Genomic DNA, 16799 nt, shown 5'->3' on the forward strand with positions numbered 1-16799 from the left:
TCTCTTATTGTCTTTTAAAAAGAAGCATAAGGAACGTCTCTCTGATTCGAGAAATCGTGTATGACTTAGTGGATTAATAGGTGATTTGATATATGAACCTTCCTAAAGCTCAGAGCAATAACCTGAGCTTTTTTGCTGTTCTTGTGAATTCTTTTTGTCCCATGTTTCTGTTGCGATTACACCCAATAGTAAGAATAATTTCGAAAAATATTAAGAAGCTAATGATAGGGAAAATCTTATAGGAGATGAAATAATGCGCAATGTAAGATGGTTAAGCTTCTTAATAATTGCTCTGGTTTTTGTTTTCGCAGCTTGCAATAATGACAGTGCAAAAGATCCTGAGGAAACACAAAGCAAGAATACGGACGGCAATACGAATCAGCAGGCTAGTGACAGTAAAAAGGATGAAGGGAACAATACTGGTGATGAATTGGCCTATGACCCTCCTTCAATGGAGGAGCTGGATCCGAAAAATCCTATGACCGAATATATTGAATATGGACAGAAGGTGTTCCATGAAACAGATACTGTCCTGGATGAATATGTGGGAAACCAATTATCATGCTCAAGCTGTCATGCAGATGCTGGATTGGCCCGTTCCTCTTCGATGGTGGGAGTAACAACCCAATTTCCGCAATACCGGCCAAGGGAGGGTGTGGTTTTTACACTCGAGGATCGTATTAATGGATGTATGGTGCGAAGTATGAACGGTAAAATGATTCCTCAAGACAGCAAAGAGATGCGGGCCATGATGGCTTACCTGACTTATATATCTAATGGCATTGAAGTGGGAGCAGAAATTCCGTGGAGAATGCTGAATACGATGAAGGAAATTCCTCTGCCAAGTGTTGAAAATGGCGAGAAACTCTATGCCGAAAAAAGCTGTATAGCTTGCCACGGGCAAAATGGTGAAGGAAAAGGCGCGAATATTGGTCCAGCGTTATGGGGGGACAACTCCTTTAACGATGGAGCAGGGATGAACCGTATGTCGAAAATAGCCGGGTATATTCAAAATAATATGCCGCCAAACGGTGGGACTTTAACGGATCAGGAAGCGGCAGATCTCGCTGCCTATATCTTGTCACATGAGCGCCCAGTATGGGGAGGACATGAAACGGACTGGCCAAAAGGCGGCCGCCCAACTGATATCATTACAAAAGACCGTCGGGAGAAAATCCGCGAAGGAACATTCGATTGGTCGGAGATTGATAATGTTGTACAGCCTGATTGAGCAGTAAGAGTGGGACATTAGGAGTTCTCATGTCCCGTGATTGATGGGTCGCAAGAACGGACTCTCTAGAATCATTAAAATTTTAGTTCATAGTCGCTAACTCACCTGATTTTTAATTACGTCTGGTCCTCGATCCTAGCCAATTTCGATTTTTTAACGTATTTTTATGGAAAAAATGCGTCAGGCAACGTAATTTTACTTAAAATGAGCGATTTTGATTCTGGATTTTAACCGAAATCAACCCGCCTAGTTTATTTATTGGCGAAAAAATATTTTTATTGGCGATTTTCAAGATTTATTGGCGATAATTTAATTTTATTGGCGATAATGAGCTGGTTATTGGCGAAAATCAATTTTTATTGGCGACTTGGAAATTTTCGCTGATTTTTTCCAGTTCAAATAGACCCAAGTGCGACCAATTTTTCATGAAACTTCCAGTTATCCTATCCGTATAGATAACAAGGGATAGGAGGATGGAGAATGAAAAAAGTATTTGAAACTACATACAGAGACCATCATATAATTGTGGAGAATACCTGGTTTAATGGGGAAAAGCTATTTGTGGACGGTAAATTACAGGATCAGAATCTTGGATTTGCTTTTGACCGAGCCAGTTTGAGAGGGGTAATCAAAAATAATAATGGTGAAAATCAGAATATTAAGGTCAGCCTTGGCGGTGCGATAACGGTAGAGTGCAGGATCTTTGTGGACAATGAATTGATTTATCCTGACCACGAGGTTTGATAGTAAACAAAAGGAGTTCAACTTAGTTGAGCTCCTTTTTTAGACTTTAAATCTTTTTTTGATCTTTCTTGCTCTGAAAAATAAAGATGGCGATTGCTACAGCTGATGCAAGCAAAAAGGCCAGGATGGTGATCGTGATGTACAACGGATCATTGTTTGCTTCTTCTGGTACAAATCTTGTTGCAATAGGGCCCATGGAGAGAAATAAAGGGATTAGTACGGTGAACCATGTTTTGGTGTAGAGTGCTGCACCGATGAAAATGACGGCACACAGGACAATGATCAGGTTGTTTTGCGCTGGTGTTGCTACGAAAACGGCTTCGAATTCCTGTGATTTGTACCAAAACATAAAGGCTACCATTAATCCGGTTACCGCCAGAAAGGTGCCGGAAAATAAAACATAATTCCATTTAGATTGAAAGAATTTCGGCATTACTTTGAATAAGAATAAGCCGTAAACCAGGATGCTAATGGAGCTGATGACAAGCGCAAACCAGATGGTCCCCTGGGATACGGAAAAAGTTCCTTCAATTGCAGGGCCGATACTTAAGTATGCTGCGATCAGCAGAATCATCAAAGGAACCAAACCTGCCAGCTGACGGTAATCCGTTTTCATGGATTCGCCGATGCTTTTCATATAATTCTTCGGACTGTCCCCGATGATATGGCTGACATCTTTGCCGGCCGCTTCGGCCTCTGTCAAATGGACCTCAAGCTCTTCGGTAATTTCATTGATTTCCTGGTCGTTTTTCCCTTTTGAAATCAAGTACATACGCAGTTCCACTAAAAACTGTTCCGCTCGTTTTGATACCATCCCGTTAATACCCCCTTTTATTTAAAACATTGTTCACCGAGGAGCTCAGCTGCGTCCACCGTTTGATGAACTGCTCCAATTCCTGTTCGCCTTTTTCCGTCAATGAATAATATCTCCGTTTTGGTCCGGCAGTGGATTTCCTTAAGGTTGTGCTTACCAGACCCTCTTTCTGCATCCGCAGCAGCAGAGGGTAAATCGTTCCTTCGCTGAAAGAGTGGAAGCCATAGGACTCTAATTTGGCGGCCAACTCATACCCATAAATTTCGCCCTCTTTAATGATGGACAAAAGACATCCATCGAGAATCCCTTTAAGCATTTGCGTAGTATCAGCCATGGATTGGGCTCCTTTCAGTAGCTTGTAATGCAAGGTATTTGATGTGCTGAACAGTACCTTGTATTACAAGATATATCTTCACTATACAATATGCTATCTTGTAATGCAAGGGTTAAGAAAGAAATCCGAAAGACGCCTCTCTCCTTGAAAGGCGTCTTTCGGATTATTTTTTCGCAACAAGCGGTCTGTCGTTTAAATACAGCTTCAGGTCGGGACTGTTTCCGGTTCTGATTTCTTCAGCAATGATTTTCGCGAGCATCTGGCTGTAGACGGTGCCATTGTCGCCGAATCCCATGAGGAAGTAGCTGTTTGGATATTCTTCATACTTCCCAATGATCGGGAGGCCGTCCGCAGTTCCACCGTAAAATGCAGCTAAATAATACTCAGGTTCTACCTGGATGGACGGGAACATCTTGTTGAATTCTTCAATCAGTTTGTCGCGTTTATGGATGAGTTTACTGTCCCTGTCCTCAGGATAGGGAGTGTTGTCATCAAGGCCGCCAATGATAATCCGGTTATCAGCTGTCGTCCGCATATATAGATATGGCCTTGCCGTTTCCCATAAAAGCGTCTGGTTGTACCAGAACGTCAGGTCAGCAACAGGCTTTGTCGTGACGGTATACGTACTCACGAAAGAAACCTGTTTTTCTTTCTTTAAGTCGATTCCCTCATAGCCACATGCAATTATGACTTTGCCTGCCGAGATGGATTGGCCTCCTTTGGTAGAAAGAATCACCCGCCCTGATTGCGGATCAACATGGTGTCCATTCATCTCGGTGTTTTCAAAGATCTGTCCGCCTTTTTTAGCGGCGTAGTCGATCAACGCATGGGTGAACTTGAAAGGGTTCATCTCGCCATCACCATAGGAGTAGATGGCGGCCTCGCGGCTGAACGGATATTTCTCCTCGATTTCTTCGTTGCTGAGAAAGTCTACCTTCAGACCTTGCTCTTTTAAAAAGTCGTATTCTTTTCTCAGCGATTCAACATCTTCACTGCAGCTTGCAGAATATAGGGAGTCTCTTCGTTGAAATTCGCAGTTGAGTTCTACCGTCCTGCACGCTGTTTCCATTTCATTGATGGCTTCCTGCAAGAGTTCTAAATGCCTTGAAATATACATTTTTCCAAAGGTGTTAACCAGGTTCGTGAACATCTTCTCCCCTGAATACTGTATGAGTGCCGTATTCGAACTCGTGCTGCCGCTGCCAATCTTCTCTTTTTCAATGACTGCCACTTTCAATCCAGAATCCGCAAGATAATATGCACATTGCGAAGCTGAACTCCCTCCTCCAACGATCAGGACATCGCATTCCAAATTCTCTTCCAGCTGAGGATAGGAGGGGGGAGAAGGGAAAGTGGAGGGCCAATAATATGTACCAGACATTATATTCATGTGTTTCCCCCTGCTCATAGAGATATCGATAGTATTTCCACGATAAGCTATGACATTCATTCAAGGTACCCGCCAATGAACAGCTTTTCCTGCAGGCTGACTCTATACCCTTGGGTGTTCTTAAATCCATGATTAAATGCTAAACCACTCCGTTTTAAGATGCATATTCTATTAATGACAATGAAAATGGCATGTGAACCGACATTCGTTTTTGCATGATGGTTTATTTGTTTTTTCTCCGCTGAATTTTATGGAATAGCCGTATAGTTCCTATGTCTCTGTCTGCCATTTTGTGGTATCGTTGAAGTTAGAGGTGGTTGTCTTGAAGAAAAAATTAGCCTTAAGCTTTTTAATGGTGATCACACTAACAGCTTGTAATCAGAATGAATCGTATACCCACTGGACAGACAGTACGGATAACCAAACCCAGCGTCTGGATGAAGCGGGGATAAAATATGAAATCAGAGAAGGCGAGATCTGGGTCCGCGAGAAGGATTTGAAGAAAGCAGTGGCCTGTTGCTCTTAATGTGTCTTTCTGGTTTAAAATAACTGATTATTCTTATAGTTTGGATAACTCTGGTGTCATAGAAATAGAGAGGTTGGAAGTCTGGGCGTTGGGTGAACAGCCTTTTGTCCGAGGGGGGAAATTCGAAAATGATCTTGGAAAAAATGGAGCCAATTTCGATTACGGCGATACAAGAAAAGGGCATACAGTCTGTCGTGGATTGGTTTGGTGGGCATAAGGAATATTTCTATAGTGTTGGCTGGCATTTTGTTCAAAATCAGCATCAGATGGAGGAGCTTTTTTACCAGTCGATTCTGAAAGTGCATAAGGAGTTTCCCCGGTATAAAGGGAATCTGTCGTTCAAGATGTGGGTCACTTCGATTTTTCTTCAAAGCATCCGCTTGCAAGGATCAGAAGAACTAAACCCGCGTCGGGAAATGTTTGCTGGAATGAATCAACTGGAAAAGGAAGCGCTGGTTCTTACATATGTAACAGGTTTTACCCTTGAGGAGACTGCACAAGTCCTCGATGTTCCGGCTGGAAAAGTGAAGGAATTGTTGTTCTCTGGTATTCAGTCGGCCAGAAAACAAATAGATGGTTCAGTCTATTATGGCTGTGAGCAGTTCCAGAAGCATTACATTGATTACCTTGAAAAATGCATGGAGCGTCCGGCGAAGATAGAGTTTGAGATTCATCTTTATAACTGCAGGGAATGCCAGGAGGATTTAGCGAGCTTCCAGGAAGTCGCGATGAATAGGCTGAATCATGTTGAGGAGGGCAATGACCGGAGTGTGCATCCTCAACTAATGGAAAACGTCAAAAAGAGATTTGCAGATCAGAAGGAACATAGACAACAGAAGAATAAAAAGCGTAAAAAGTGGGCCCTTGGTTTAGCAAGTGCGTTTGCCTTCATCGTGGCGATCGGCTTCATTAGCGGTGCGTTTCCAAATGTCTATTATGCATGGACGGAAGATGACGTGCAATTGCGCGCCTTTCTCCAGGAGGGTTTTGGCCAGAGGCTGAATCTGGAAGCGGAAAGCGACGGAGTAATTGTGAAGATCAAGGGCGTGGTGGCGGATGATATCCAGACGCTTGTATTCTATGAAATTCATGATATGAAGGAAGACAAGCAATATTTTATGACTTTTGAGGATGGGGTGACTGTTGAGAACGAATTTGACATTTTAAAACGCGACACCTATCCACGCTATTCTTTTCCTGATGTCGAGGCGGAAATGAATAAAAGTGATAAAAACGTTTTTTATGGAAAGATCGCGCTAAGACCACTTGAGGAAGAGCAAGGTGAAATCAAGCTGAGGATCACCAGGATTCAGGAATTGGCTAACGATGCTGCGATATCATTGGGTTTTAGGGCTCGCGACTATAAAAACGGTTACTGGAGCTTCGAGTTCCCGGTAACCAAACAGCCTACCACGGAGTACGAAATCAATGAACAAAGGGAACACGAGGGGGTAGCCGTCCGATTGGAAAAATTGATTGTTGCTCCAACCGCAACTTTTTTACAATTTGGCATCAATACAGAAAAGCTGGAGAAGCGGATCGATTTCCTTAATTTTAAATCGCTGGAAGTGAATAATAAAAAAGTTGAGTCGGAACGATATGGCAGCCACTTTATGGATTACCAGCAGGACAGTGCCTGGACTGGTTTCCAAGCCTATTTTGACCCGCTTTATGGGGAGAAAGTAAAAGATTTTAGAGTCCAATTAGACTCGATCTATTTATCGATTGTAGATCATAGAAGCATCGAACTTAGCGGAAATCAGACATTCCCGCAGACGATTGAGTATGCAGGCAGTACCCTCTGGATCGATAAGACACAAGCCGGTCAGTCAACCGAGGTTATAATACGTAATGATGATCTGAAAAATCGAGAATATGAATCACTTCACATTAATTACGTCGATGAAAATGATCAGCAACCTGAAATCACCCATATAGATTCCAAAGGCGTGCTGGTAGACAAAAACGGTGTTGAATATGATCCGCATAAAGGGCCAATCGACTATGAAAAATTGGAGCAGCCACGTCATTTCATCACAGAACAATCCATGAGAGTGGAAGGCATCGACGATAACTCCATGAAACTTCAGATTACCGGTTATAACAGCCTGAAGTATCTGGATGAAGTTTGGGAGCTGGGGCCGGTTATAGTGTCTCAGGATAAGGAATAAAATATAGTTTACTAGTGGGGCGGGGAAACCGTCAGCTTGTTTCCAACTATAGAAGCAGGTTAATCAACGGGAAATAGCAAATATAATAAAGTAAGAATAGCTATAAATTATCTATAAATAGGGGGAAATTATGAATTCAAAACCAATATTAAATCAAATAGGAACTACATTTATTCCTGTTAGTAACATTGAAAGAGCACGCGACTGGTATTGTGACATATTAGAATTACCATCAGATGGTGAGATACTATTTGGTCATCTATACATACTACCTATGAACGGAACAGGTATCGTATTAGACAGCAAAATATTTTCAGAGGAAAATATATATAAAGCTCCACCTTTTCATTTAAACACAGATAATATAGAACAAGCTTTTCAATACATGAAAAGAAAAAATGTAGAAATTACCACAGAAATTGAAAATAATCATTGGTTTAATTTTAAGGATTTAGACGGTAATCATTTAATGATTTGTCAATGCTAGTTGTTTCACTATCGGGGGCAAATTTGGTGCCTCAATATATGGAGTGAAATGTAATTACAAGGGACGGGAAAAACCGTCCCTTGTTTTTTGTCTCGGCAGGGAAGGAAATCATGAATAAAATCCGTAAAGAAAAAATATATAAAGAATATATGAAAATGGACAACTACTGTTTTGATAATTTGGAACTATAAGGTGCTGATGTTTTGAATAGAAACAAGAATTTGCATTTATTCATCTTTTTGCTTGTTTGTCTGCTTATAGTTCTAATTGTTCACGTTATCCTCCACACAAAAGTATATGTAGTGTATAGTGCAAGTCTTGGTTCAGTCTTCATGATTGGACTAGTCATCTTCCTGATTATATTTCTCTATTTAAACGGGTGAAAAGAGAATTGAAGTGTTTCAATTTTTTAAAAGAATACCCCAGGTAACGAATTTTCACTTCAAATGAGCAGTTTTGATTCAGGATTTTAACATCCTTCCTTGAGTTGGTCGATATATTGCGAAAAGTGGTCGATAAAATTGATAATCCGCCGATATATTGCAAAATGTGGTCGATAAATTTAAATATAATTAAATCTGTATTCTAAAAGAGGGGAATTTCGGTGAGAAATCTACCTGCCTGCTTTGTTTATTGGCGATTTCCAAGATTTATTGGCGAAAAATTAATTTTATTGGCGATAATGAGCTGGTTATTGGCGAAAATCAATTTTTATTGGCGACTTGGAAATTTCCGATGATTTTTTCCAGTTCGGATAAGTGGAAACTGGGTGTCCCAGCAATAGTAGGATTTGGGACGGGAAAACCGTCCCTTTGTCTTTTATAAAGCTCCCAACTTCGTGGCAGATCTCGCCCCGGCCTTATTGGCAAACTCCATATAATCCGTTAATTCAGCTTCGTTTTTAGGAATCCCTCTGTCATGAAAACAGGATAGGAGGGCCGCCATGAATGCGTCGCCGGCACCTGTTGTGTCTACTGCTACAACCGGAAATCCGGGAACGTGCACCATCCTATTATTATGAACGGCGGATGCTCCTTCTTTTCCTTTTGTGATAAAAAGGAAAGGAATCTCCATTTTTGTTAGGTGATCCAAACCTGTATTTTCCGTTAAAAATAGCAATTCATCTTCTGTCATTTTTACGATATCTGCCTGTATTAACATCTTTCCTTCCTTGGCATATTGAAGAGCTTGCTCAGTTGTTTTCCTTGCGATTGGATGAAAAAGAGTGCCGGACCCAAAGTAAAAGATTTTGTTATTCACAAACGGCTTTTTATCAAGTTCCTCCGAGGTAATCCACTCATCCGGAGTTTCGTTTACGTACGCATGAAAATAGCGTTCTCCATGCTGATTCAAGTGAATATAAACCGAGCAGATTCTTTTATTTGAATGATAGGAACAAAAGGAAAGGTCAACATTTTCCTTCTTTAACTCTCCCTCTACAAATTTACTTGTTTCATCCATTCCCAACTTGCATAAGTATGACGATGGAATGCCATGTCTGCTAACCCCAACTGCTACATTAACAGTAGCTCCTCCTAATAATCTCTGCAACGTCGAATTGGAGGGGTCGGTTGCAATAAAATCAACGATTACTTCGCCCAGTGATATAATACCTAGCTTTTTCAATATGGAGCTCCTTTCGTCCATGTAAAGAACTGACAACATATTTATTTTACGAATATTTTAACAGCTATTTCAGCCGCTTGGGAAGCAGAGGAGGCATCCGGTGGATAGAAACCCGAAGTTGCTCGCAAAAAAGAATCTTCATTAAACATCCGGACATCCTACAATCAGGAGGGATGTTTTTTGAAGAACCGATTGATTGTCGTGCTACTTCTCGTAAGTTTTCTTTTACCAATGGCAGTAAGTGCAGAAGCCCCGCCTACTGCTGCATTTATTCGTGATCATCAGCTATGGATCAAAAAAGGAGAAGAGGAAACGCAAATTACGAAGGGACGGTATGTGTATTCTCCGAAATGGTCATTTGATGGCCGTTTCATTGCCTATATTGATGGAGATGAACAAGGAGAAAAATCGGATTTATTCATTTATGATACGAAGGCAAAGGAAAGCTACCAGCCTTATGTAAGGGTTGAGACATCTGACTTCAAATGGTCACCGGTGAAAAATCAATTAGCCTACAGTGATCATGGATTGCTGAACGTGACAAAAATGAAGGATGGTCGCCCGCAGGGTTTCGAGAATGTTGCACTGGGGGTAAGCGGGTTCGAATGGTTTCCAAATGGAAAAGAATTCATCGTTTCCTCGCAATCCAGTTTGCGTCCTACCGGTTGGGGACCAATCCCGCTATATAAAATCCCGGTCAATGCGAATCTTGCAAAGGAAAAAATGAAGAAATTTTATACAATCCAAACACAAGAACCGGACTTGTTTGGTATTGATGCTGACTATTTTAAGTGGAGCCATGATGGGAAATGGGTCAGTTTGATTCTGATTCCTACCGCTTCCTGGTCGATGGATAGCCAAACTTTGTGTGTCCTGTCAAATCAGGGAGAACAATTCCAGTCAGTAGGGAAAATGCTGGGGTACAAGGACTGGTTCAAGTGGGCACCATCCTCCAACCAGCTTGCCTATATTTCAGGTGAAGGAAGATTTTTTGTTGAAAATAAGAAAACCAAAATCGCTGACATTCCCATTTTTAAGGAACAGAAGGAATACACACCCGTAGGTTTTGTCGACCTGGATCTGGAATGGTTCTCGCAGGATCAAGTAATCGTGGCACGTGCAAAAGAAAACAAGGAATGGAACGAGGGACCTGTTCCAACTATGTACACCTCCCTTTATGCGATCAATATTAAAACCGATGAGCAAAAACAAATTACTTTTCCGAAAAAGAATGAACTTGATATAGATCCCCAAATGACTGGCCATCATCTTGCCTGGTTTCGAAAGAATCCAAATGATGTGCGGGGCGATGTATGGTTGAAGGAAGGCGTGAGTGGGGAAGAGTATAAATGGATTAAGAACGCTGATTCTGCTCCGGTGTTTTTAGCTGTAAAAGAAAAGCCATGACAGGAACGGAATTGTCAGGAGTTAGAGATCCGTTCTGTGGACCGCGACGCAAAAAAAAGCAGCGAAGTACTTCGCTGCTTCAGTAATCAAGATGCTTGTTCTTTATCAGATACAGTATAAATTAAAGAATTTCCTACGCTTAGTAAGCTTTTTCGCAAGTCCTTCTTATCATTAAGGATAATGACACAAGTATCCTCGAACTCTCCGAGATTATTTATATATTTTTCATATAATGCCTCTTCGGCTTCATCTAAATCTGTACTGTTCGGAAGTGACAGGTCAAGTCCTAGCACGTATTGTTTGCGCTCTGGGATTGACGTGAGTTGCTTTCGTACGAGATAGGCATTGGTAATTTCCCTGTATTGTGCAAGTTGATTTATGCCTGCGAGTATCTCGCTGCTTTCTTTGTCATGAGGAATAAAGTTGTCTGCTGGCTGGATAAAATCGCACTCCTCATTGGAAGCTTCCACGTTTTCTTCCCACTTCTCCAGTTCATCTCTCGTCTTTTCAAATAACTCGCTTTGTTCAGTTTCATAATAGTAGCCGCATAATAGGTCAAGCGCGGGCAGACGTAATTCCCAATCATAGGACATAGCAAGGTGAATCAATTGTACAGCTTTGTCCGCAGTGTCCCTGGATTCCAAATAATACTCTCCCAAAGTTAACAGGGCGCCCGCGGTCCGCGGATTCTCTGAATGCTTTTCAGCAATCTCCTTATACAAGGGAATCGCTGCTTCCATACTATTGAATTCAACTGTCAAAAAGGCTTTTTCCAGCAATTCCTCAAGGTTGGTAACTTGCTGGTTTGATAACTCTTCGAATCGCTGCTTTGATTCATTAAAGTTTTCAATTTCTTCTTTCCAGTTATCCTGATTGTAGTCAATCCACATTTTATTAAAGTCACTGATTATCCGGCCTGGGAAGGTGAAGAAATAGTCAAGCGCAGATTCCTGCTGTTTTTTTGGTAACTCTGCCTCTATTCCCAGTGCAGAAAGTCTATCCCTTAAACAAGGGTGAGTGTCTGTCATATAACTTTCCTCAGCAAGCTGTTCATTGAAATATTCGCTTGCTTTTTGATCACTAAGTGACTGGAACTTCTCCGTGAAATTCGAATATGGCTGAGGGACATTATTGGTCTTTGCACATTCTTCAAACAACTCGCTGTAAAAATCACGATAATAATAGGGTGCAGCCACAGAGATCACTGTCAACGCTTCGCCCATTGCTGTCGAAGAGGTTGCCAAGGCTGCGGAACGGTCTGCATCGTATTCTTCCTGCCTGGCCATGGCAAATGTATAGGCATCAAACCTTGGATAAAACCACTGAAAGAATTTTTTAAAGATGAAAGTGCCGAATTGTTCGTTTTCTTCCAATGAATGCAATAGACGTCCCCAGCTCATTCTCAGGCGGTATATTTTTGCGCCAAGAGCAGTGTCAGAGTTAGAGATATGAGCAAGCTCATGGGCTAGGACTGCCGTAAATTGTTCCTGGGAAAGTGTCGATAGAAGTGGGATTCCGATCACAAGGACGTTCCGCTTTTTTCCGAACATTCCATATGCTGAAATTTGTGCGACTGAGGCATTAAATTCACTATCCAGGACAATCGCATCGATCTGTGGTGTATTCAATCTAAGGCGCAAAGTGTCAATCATCTCAAATAACTTGGGAGCTTCCTCCCTTTGCAGATAATAGCCATCAGGCATTTCCATTTTCGCAATCAGGGCTTTAATGATGAAAAATGACAAGGTTCCTGTCAAGAGCAGAACTTTCACATTTCCAAAGGTAAAATTCCCATCAGCAATCATGGTAATCGAAATGGCCATCAAAACTAAAAACAACGACAAAAATAATGCAACATAACCAAAACCAAGTCCAGTAAGCATGATGACTTTGAATCTGTAAAGCTTCGGGTTGGCAGAGGCCTGCTTTTCCAGCTTGCTCACCAACGTTTCAAACTCTTGAACTGTCATTCTCATTCCCCTTTAATATGTTATCGATAGTATTATAGCAGGCAGGAAGTTATTGTTAATAGATGTTTTTTATTGGAAAAAGAGGAAAATTACTTATTGAAAAATTTAAACTGATGTTCGTGGATTAACGACGTAAATTTTTAATAGGAACATGGGGTTTATTTGACGGTACAATAAGCATGAAAAGTACCCTTATGCAGCCGTTTGAGCCGACATAAGGGTACGATTATGGAAGAAAGATACACTTATGGAGCTGTATGAGCCGACATAAGGGTACGATAAACGAAGAAAGATACCCTTATGCAGCCGTTTGAGCCCACATAAGGGTACGATTAGTGAAGAAAGATACCCTTATGTAGCTGTTTGAGCCGACATAAGGGTACGATTAGTGAAGAAAGATACCCTTATGCAGCCGTTTGAGCCGACATAAGGGTACGATTAGTGAAGAAAGATACCCTTATGCAGCCGTTTGAGCCGACATAAGGGTACGATTAGTGAAGAAAGATACCCTTATGCAGCTGTTTGAGCCGACATAAGGGTACGATTAGTGAAGAAAGATACCCTTATGCAGCTGTTTGAGCCGACATAAGGGTACGATTAGTGAAGAAAGATACCCTTATGCAGCCGTTTGTCACCACATAAGGGTATCATTCATTTATGTATTCCTAAGAACCGTAATGAATCCATCTAGAATTTGATGGCTAATTTTAAAACCTTTGCTCTTGTAAAAATGGAGGGCGGCATCATTCCCGTTGGATACATAGATAAACTGGTCGTGAAACCCGTCAAAGGAATCAAGCCATTTCTTTGATTCATCATACAGTACCGAACCGATGCCCATGCTGCGGTATCCTTCTTTTATATAAAATTGCGAAAAGCAGCCGACATCATTTCCTTTTACCGAATCCATATCAAAAAAAGTAGCAAAGTCATTAGAATAAACTTCTTTTGGGGAAACATTGCTATACACGTATCCGACGATCTCATCGCCATCCATCGCGGCAATGATTTGATTCGCCTTCGCGTTCTTAATCGAGGGGACCATTCTGGTTTCAAAACTCATGCCATCAAAGAGCTCCGGGCGAAAAGTGGCTAGTGATTTTTGATAGCTCATCAACTCATTGCAAAGATCTTTTACCAGGCTAATCTGATCATCAGGAACAAGCTCATAACGGATTGGCATCATCCAACTTCCTCTCTTAACAGGGTTCTTAATGGAATTATATCGCAATCCTTCATTTCTTGATAATCAAAAACCCGCCTCTTGAAGGCTTCCCTTTCCCACGAGATCCCTGTGTCTCCCGAGCTGTCAGCCGCGGGGAACAAGCCGAGCCAGCTGGTCATAGAATAAACATGAAAAAATGGTGACCTGCCTGGAGGGAGAATGAACAAGATGATGCGCAATGGAATGTATTCACAGGGAACACAAAGCGGACCAATGAATGTGGTAGTAGTTGAGCCGTTTGTATATGGAGCTCTTCATAATCTTATCGGAAAAAGAGTAGTCCTGGATACGACGCGAGGTTCAGTTAGTGGGATTGTTATGGATGCAAAGCCAGACCATGTGGTGATAAAGGAGCATGATTCCACATTTTTTGTCCGGATACGCGAAATCGTTTGGATCATGCCGGAGTCTTGACTAGGATCTAAGAAGATACCTCTGACTGTCTATAAATCTAATATGAAAAAAAGCAAAGGGAACTAGACGTCCCTTTGCTTATTTAGTTTGTGGATTCTTGTCTATACATAATTCTTGGTTCGCGAATAGAATATTGGGAGTGTCTTCATGTAAGGAGGTTAGACAAGAATGAAGCAAGCAAAAACAAACCAGACCTATTCAAACAGGGTGTTACGAGCGGAGTTTGATGATGACTGGAAGACAACAGTGACGAAATCTGGCTATGTGAAATATACAGCTTTGAAGAATAAAGCAAGAGTAGACGTGATCCTTTCTGATGGTTCAACCAGGACAGTGTTGTTTCCTAAGAATGGGTATGTTCTGGTCGGCAGCGGGGGAACAAGCCACTTTAGCAAGCCGCATATTACGATTACTCCCTAGGTTATTGATAGACTTCTATAAGTCGTGGCCCTCACCTTGATTGCTAGCTTTATCTAGCAATCAAGGTGCTTTTTTAGAGCCGTCCCCATGCTTCACTTTCTGGCAACTAAAAAATAGGCTGTGATCCAGGATGTTATCGGGATCACAAGTGTTACGCCAATTCCGGCACAGAGGATGGTAATCATCTCTGCGCTGAAGATTTTGGAATTGATGATTTCTCCTGCTGAATAGGACAAGTCTTTGAACCAGATCAGCAGGGCGAGATAACTTCCGAAGAAGGCGAAAAATAACGTATTGGTGCTCGTTCCTAATATATCTCTGCCGATGCTTAGCCCTGATTTAAATAAATCCTGTCTGGTGATATCCGGGTTATGATAATGAATCTCGCGCATCGGGGAGGAAATCGCAATCGCAGCATCCGTGATCGCGCCAATCGTGCTCATGATGATGACCGATACGGCAATTTTAACGAAATCGACGCCAATATGAAGGGAGAACATGCCAAGCTCCTGGATTTCCTCTTCGCCAAAGCCCTGGATTCTTGCCCGGTCCGCAATGATAAAAATAAACAAAAGCAGAACAATCGTTGAAATTACCGTTGAAATGAAAGCGGTCTTTGTTGTACTATTCACTTCGTTAATATAGAACAGGTTAATGACGCTGATGAAAATACAGGCGACCAGCGTAATAATAATCGGATTTGCATTGGGGTCGTTCATGAAAATGATGGCGATGAAGATCACGCTGAAATTGAAGAAGATCGCTAAAAAAGACCGAACGCCTTTGCCTCGTCCAATCAGGGCCATCAAGATGAATAAAATAGCAGCTAACACAACTAGAGCATTCATAGTCCAGCCTTCTTTCTATTGATGAAAAAGATCGTCACATAGAGACCGATTGGAATGGTCAAAACGATTCCAATCCCGCCTGCCAATGCCCGGGCCATTTCCAGCGAAAGGTTCATGGAAAGAGCAAAGCCCAATGGAGAGCCATTTTTAAAATAAAGAATCAGGATCGGGATCGAACCGCTGACATAGACGAAGAACAGAATATTCGTCATCGTTCCCATGATGTCTTTGCCGATTTCCATTCCGGATTTGATTAGTGCCTTAACGGGTATGTTGTTGTTCTTTTCAAACATATGGAACATAGAAGAAGACATCGTAATCGCGACATCCATGATCGCTCCAAGGGATCCTAGGAACAGGCCAGCGAGAAACACCACCTGATACGGCCGGGTTATAAATTGCAGCTCTTCGTAGCGCAGCCCTTTTTCCGAGGTCCCCCATAGGACCACCCAGACGATGAACAGGGAGGCGAAAGTCCCCAGGAGCGTTGCGATGATGGCAGCATAAGTTTTTTCATTAAAGCCATTCACGAGCAATAAGGAAATCACGGTAAAAAAAACTGCAGCGATACTGCAGATCAGTAATAGGCTCCAGTTGGCGTTATTCAGATACACATCCAAAGCAAAGGAAAGCAAAAGGGCATTGATGACTAGGCTGACAATAGACAACAGCCCTTGCTTCCTGCCGACAATCAATAACACAAGAACAAACACCCATGCCACATACATAAGGTATTTATCGCGTTTCACGTCTTTGATGGTACCCTGTAATTCTCCTGTATCCGTCCTGGTCGAATCAAGATCGACGAATAATTCGTCCCCAGCCTCAAATTCATGGTCGTACCCTTTCGAAGTAGAGAATTCATTCACTAGATCAATGAGCTTGCCCTTCTCTTGGCCATTTTTTATTTCCGCAGTTAACTGCTGGGTGTATAGATGGTCTATATTATCGAGCGGATGTATCACTTCTGTCTTTTCAACGACTTCTGTCTCCAGTACCTTCACAATCGTGCGATCATACAGGAAATGATTGTTATGTACAAAAACAATGGTCCCTACAATGAATACGACAAAAAGGGATAGGAAAAGCAATTGCTTCTTTTTAAGTAAGTTGCTGAATGGATTCAAGTTAGGCCTCCGCGGTTGGAAAAATAAAAAACACCTTCGTTGACTGAAGATGTGCATTGGTGAGG

The 16799-nt window shown here is 41.8% G+C and carries 16 protein-coding genes; 8 read left to right on the forward strand and 8 right to left on the reverse strand.

The window, feature by feature from the left end; genetic code table 11:
* Nucleotides 1-253 precede the first annotated feature (253 nt).
* Both AC0VX7_RS02650 and AC0VX7_RS02655 read left to right on the forward strand, forming a co-directional pair.
* Nucleotides 254-1231 (forward strand): c-type cytochrome, encoded by a 978-nt coding sequence (locus AC0VX7_RS02650; RefSeq protein ID WP_475426543.1) that lies wholly within the window; start codon nt 254-256, stop codon nt 1229-1231.
* Between the two features lie 480 nt (nt 1232-1711).
* Nucleotides 1712-1975 carry a hypothetical protein gene (locus AC0VX7_RS02655; protein WP_475426544.1) on the forward strand — a complete coding sequence of 88 codons (264 nt, stop codon included), beginning with the start codon at nt 1712-1714 and terminating at the stop codon, nt 1973-1975.
* 46 nt (nt 1976-2021) lie between these two features.
* Here AC0VX7_RS02655 and AC0VX7_RS02660 read toward each other — a convergent pair whose 3' ends face one another.
* The 3 genes from AC0VX7_RS02660 to AC0VX7_RS02670 all read right to left on the reverse strand — a co-directional run bounded on the left by AC0VX7_RS02660 (nt 2022) and on the right by AC0VX7_RS02670 (nt 4513).
* Nucleotides 2022-2789: a DUF1129 family protein gene (locus AC0VX7_RS02660; protein WP_475426545.1), complete on the reverse strand. Its 768-nt coding sequence runs from the start codon at nt 2787-2789 to the stop codon at nt 2022-2024.
* A 4-nt stretch (nt 2790-2793) separates the two neighbouring features.
* Nucleotides 2794-3123, reverse strand: coding sequence for a PadR family transcriptional regulator (locus AC0VX7_RS02665; RefSeq protein WP_475426546.1), 330 nt, complete (start codon nt 3121-3123; stop codon nt 2794-2796).
* Between the two features lie 163 nt (nt 3124-3286).
* Nucleotides 3287-4513, reverse strand: a complete 1227-nt coding sequence (locus AC0VX7_RS02670; protein ID WP_475426547.1) for an NAD(P)/FAD-dependent oxidoreductase — start codon at nt 4511-4513, stop codon at nt 3287-3289.
* Between the two features lie 322 nt (nt 4514-4835).
* On the opposite strand from AC0VX7_RS02670, the gene AC0VX7_RS02675 reads away from it, so the two are divergent.
* From AC0VX7_RS02675 to AC0VX7_RS02685, 3 genes are all read left to right on the forward strand, one after another.
* A complete protein-coding gene (locus tag AC0VX7_RS02675; protein ID WP_475426548.1) occupies nt 4836-5039 on the forward strand; it encodes a hypothetical protein in 204 nt (67 codons plus the stop codon).
* Between the two features lie 128 nt (nt 5040-5167).
* Nucleotides 5168-7210 carry a DUF4179 domain-containing protein gene (locus tag AC0VX7_RS02680; protein ID WP_475426549.1) on the forward strand — a complete coding sequence of 681 codons (2043 nt, stop codon included), beginning with the start codon at nt 5168-5170 and terminating at the stop codon, nt 7208-7210.
* 130 nt (nt 7211-7340) lie between these two features.
* Entirely contained in the window at nt 7341-7697 is a 357-nt protein-coding gene (locus AC0VX7_RS02685) for a VOC family protein (protein WP_475426550.1), read from the forward strand.
* Between the two features lie 819 nt (nt 7698-8516).
* Here the strand turns inward: AC0VX7_RS02685 and AC0VX7_RS02690 are convergent.
* Entirely contained in the window at nt 8517-9323 is an 807-nt protein-coding gene (locus AC0VX7_RS02690; protein WP_475426551.1) for a carbohydrate kinase family protein, read from the reverse strand.
* Between the two features lie 231 nt (nt 9324-9554).
* On the opposite strand from AC0VX7_RS02690, the gene AC0VX7_RS02695 reads away from it, so the two are divergent.
* The gene (locus AC0VX7_RS02695) at nt 9555-10730 is read left to right on the forward strand and encodes a translocation protein TolB (protein WP_475428060.1); all 1176 of its coding nucleotides are present in this window, start codon (nt 9555-9557) and stop codon (nt 10728-10730) included.
* 86 nt (nt 10731-10816) lie between these two features.
* Here the strand turns inward: AC0VX7_RS02695 and AC0VX7_RS02700 are convergent, their stop codons facing one another.
* Together AC0VX7_RS02700 and AC0VX7_RS02705 are read right to left on the reverse strand one after the other, a co-directional pair.
* A complete protein-coding gene (locus AC0VX7_RS02700) occupies nt 10817-12700 on the reverse strand; it encodes a M48 family metallopeptidase (protein WP_475426552.1) in 1884 nt (627 codons plus the stop codon).
* 655 nt (nt 12701-13355) lie between these two features.
* On the reverse strand, nt 13356-13886 hold the full coding sequence (locus AC0VX7_RS02705) for an N-acetyltransferase family protein (protein ID WP_475426553.1): 531 nt from the start codon (nt 13884-13886) through the stop codon (nt 13356-13358).
* 198 nt (nt 13887-14084) lie between these two features.
* Here AC0VX7_RS02705 and AC0VX7_RS02710 point away from each other — a divergent pair, with 198 nt between their 5' ends.
* Both AC0VX7_RS02710 and AC0VX7_RS02715 read left to right on the forward strand, forming a co-directional pair.
* Nucleotides 14085-14339, forward strand: coding sequence for a YuzF family protein (locus AC0VX7_RS02710; RefSeq protein WP_475426554.1), 255 nt, complete (start codon nt 14085-14087; stop codon nt 14337-14339).
* A gap of 168 nt (nt 14340-14507) precedes the next feature.
* On the forward strand, nt 14508-14759 hold the full coding sequence (locus tag AC0VX7_RS02715; RefSeq protein ID WP_475426555.1) for a hypothetical protein: 252 nt from the start codon (nt 14508-14510) through the stop codon (nt 14757-14759).
* A 92-nt stretch (nt 14760-14851) separates the two neighbouring features.
* Here AC0VX7_RS02715 and AC0VX7_RS02720 read toward each other — a convergent pair whose 3' ends face one another.
* On the reverse strand, nt 14852-15607 hold the full coding sequence (locus tag AC0VX7_RS02720; RefSeq protein WP_475426556.1) for a YibE/F family protein: 756 nt from the start codon (nt 15605-15607) through the stop codon (nt 14852-14854).
* Nucleotides 15604-16734 carry a YibE/F family protein gene (locus tag AC0VX7_RS02725; protein ID WP_475426557.1) on the reverse strand — a complete coding sequence of 377 codons (1131 nt, stop codon included), beginning with the start codon at nt 16732-16734 and terminating at the stop codon, nt 15604-15606. Before AC0VX7_RS02725 ends, AC0VX7_RS02720 begins: the two co-directional genes overlap by 4 nt.
* Nucleotides 16735-16799 lie beyond the last annotated feature (65 nt).

The sequence above is a fragment of the Mesobacillus sp. QJM3NY_10 genome (assembly GCF_056173465.1).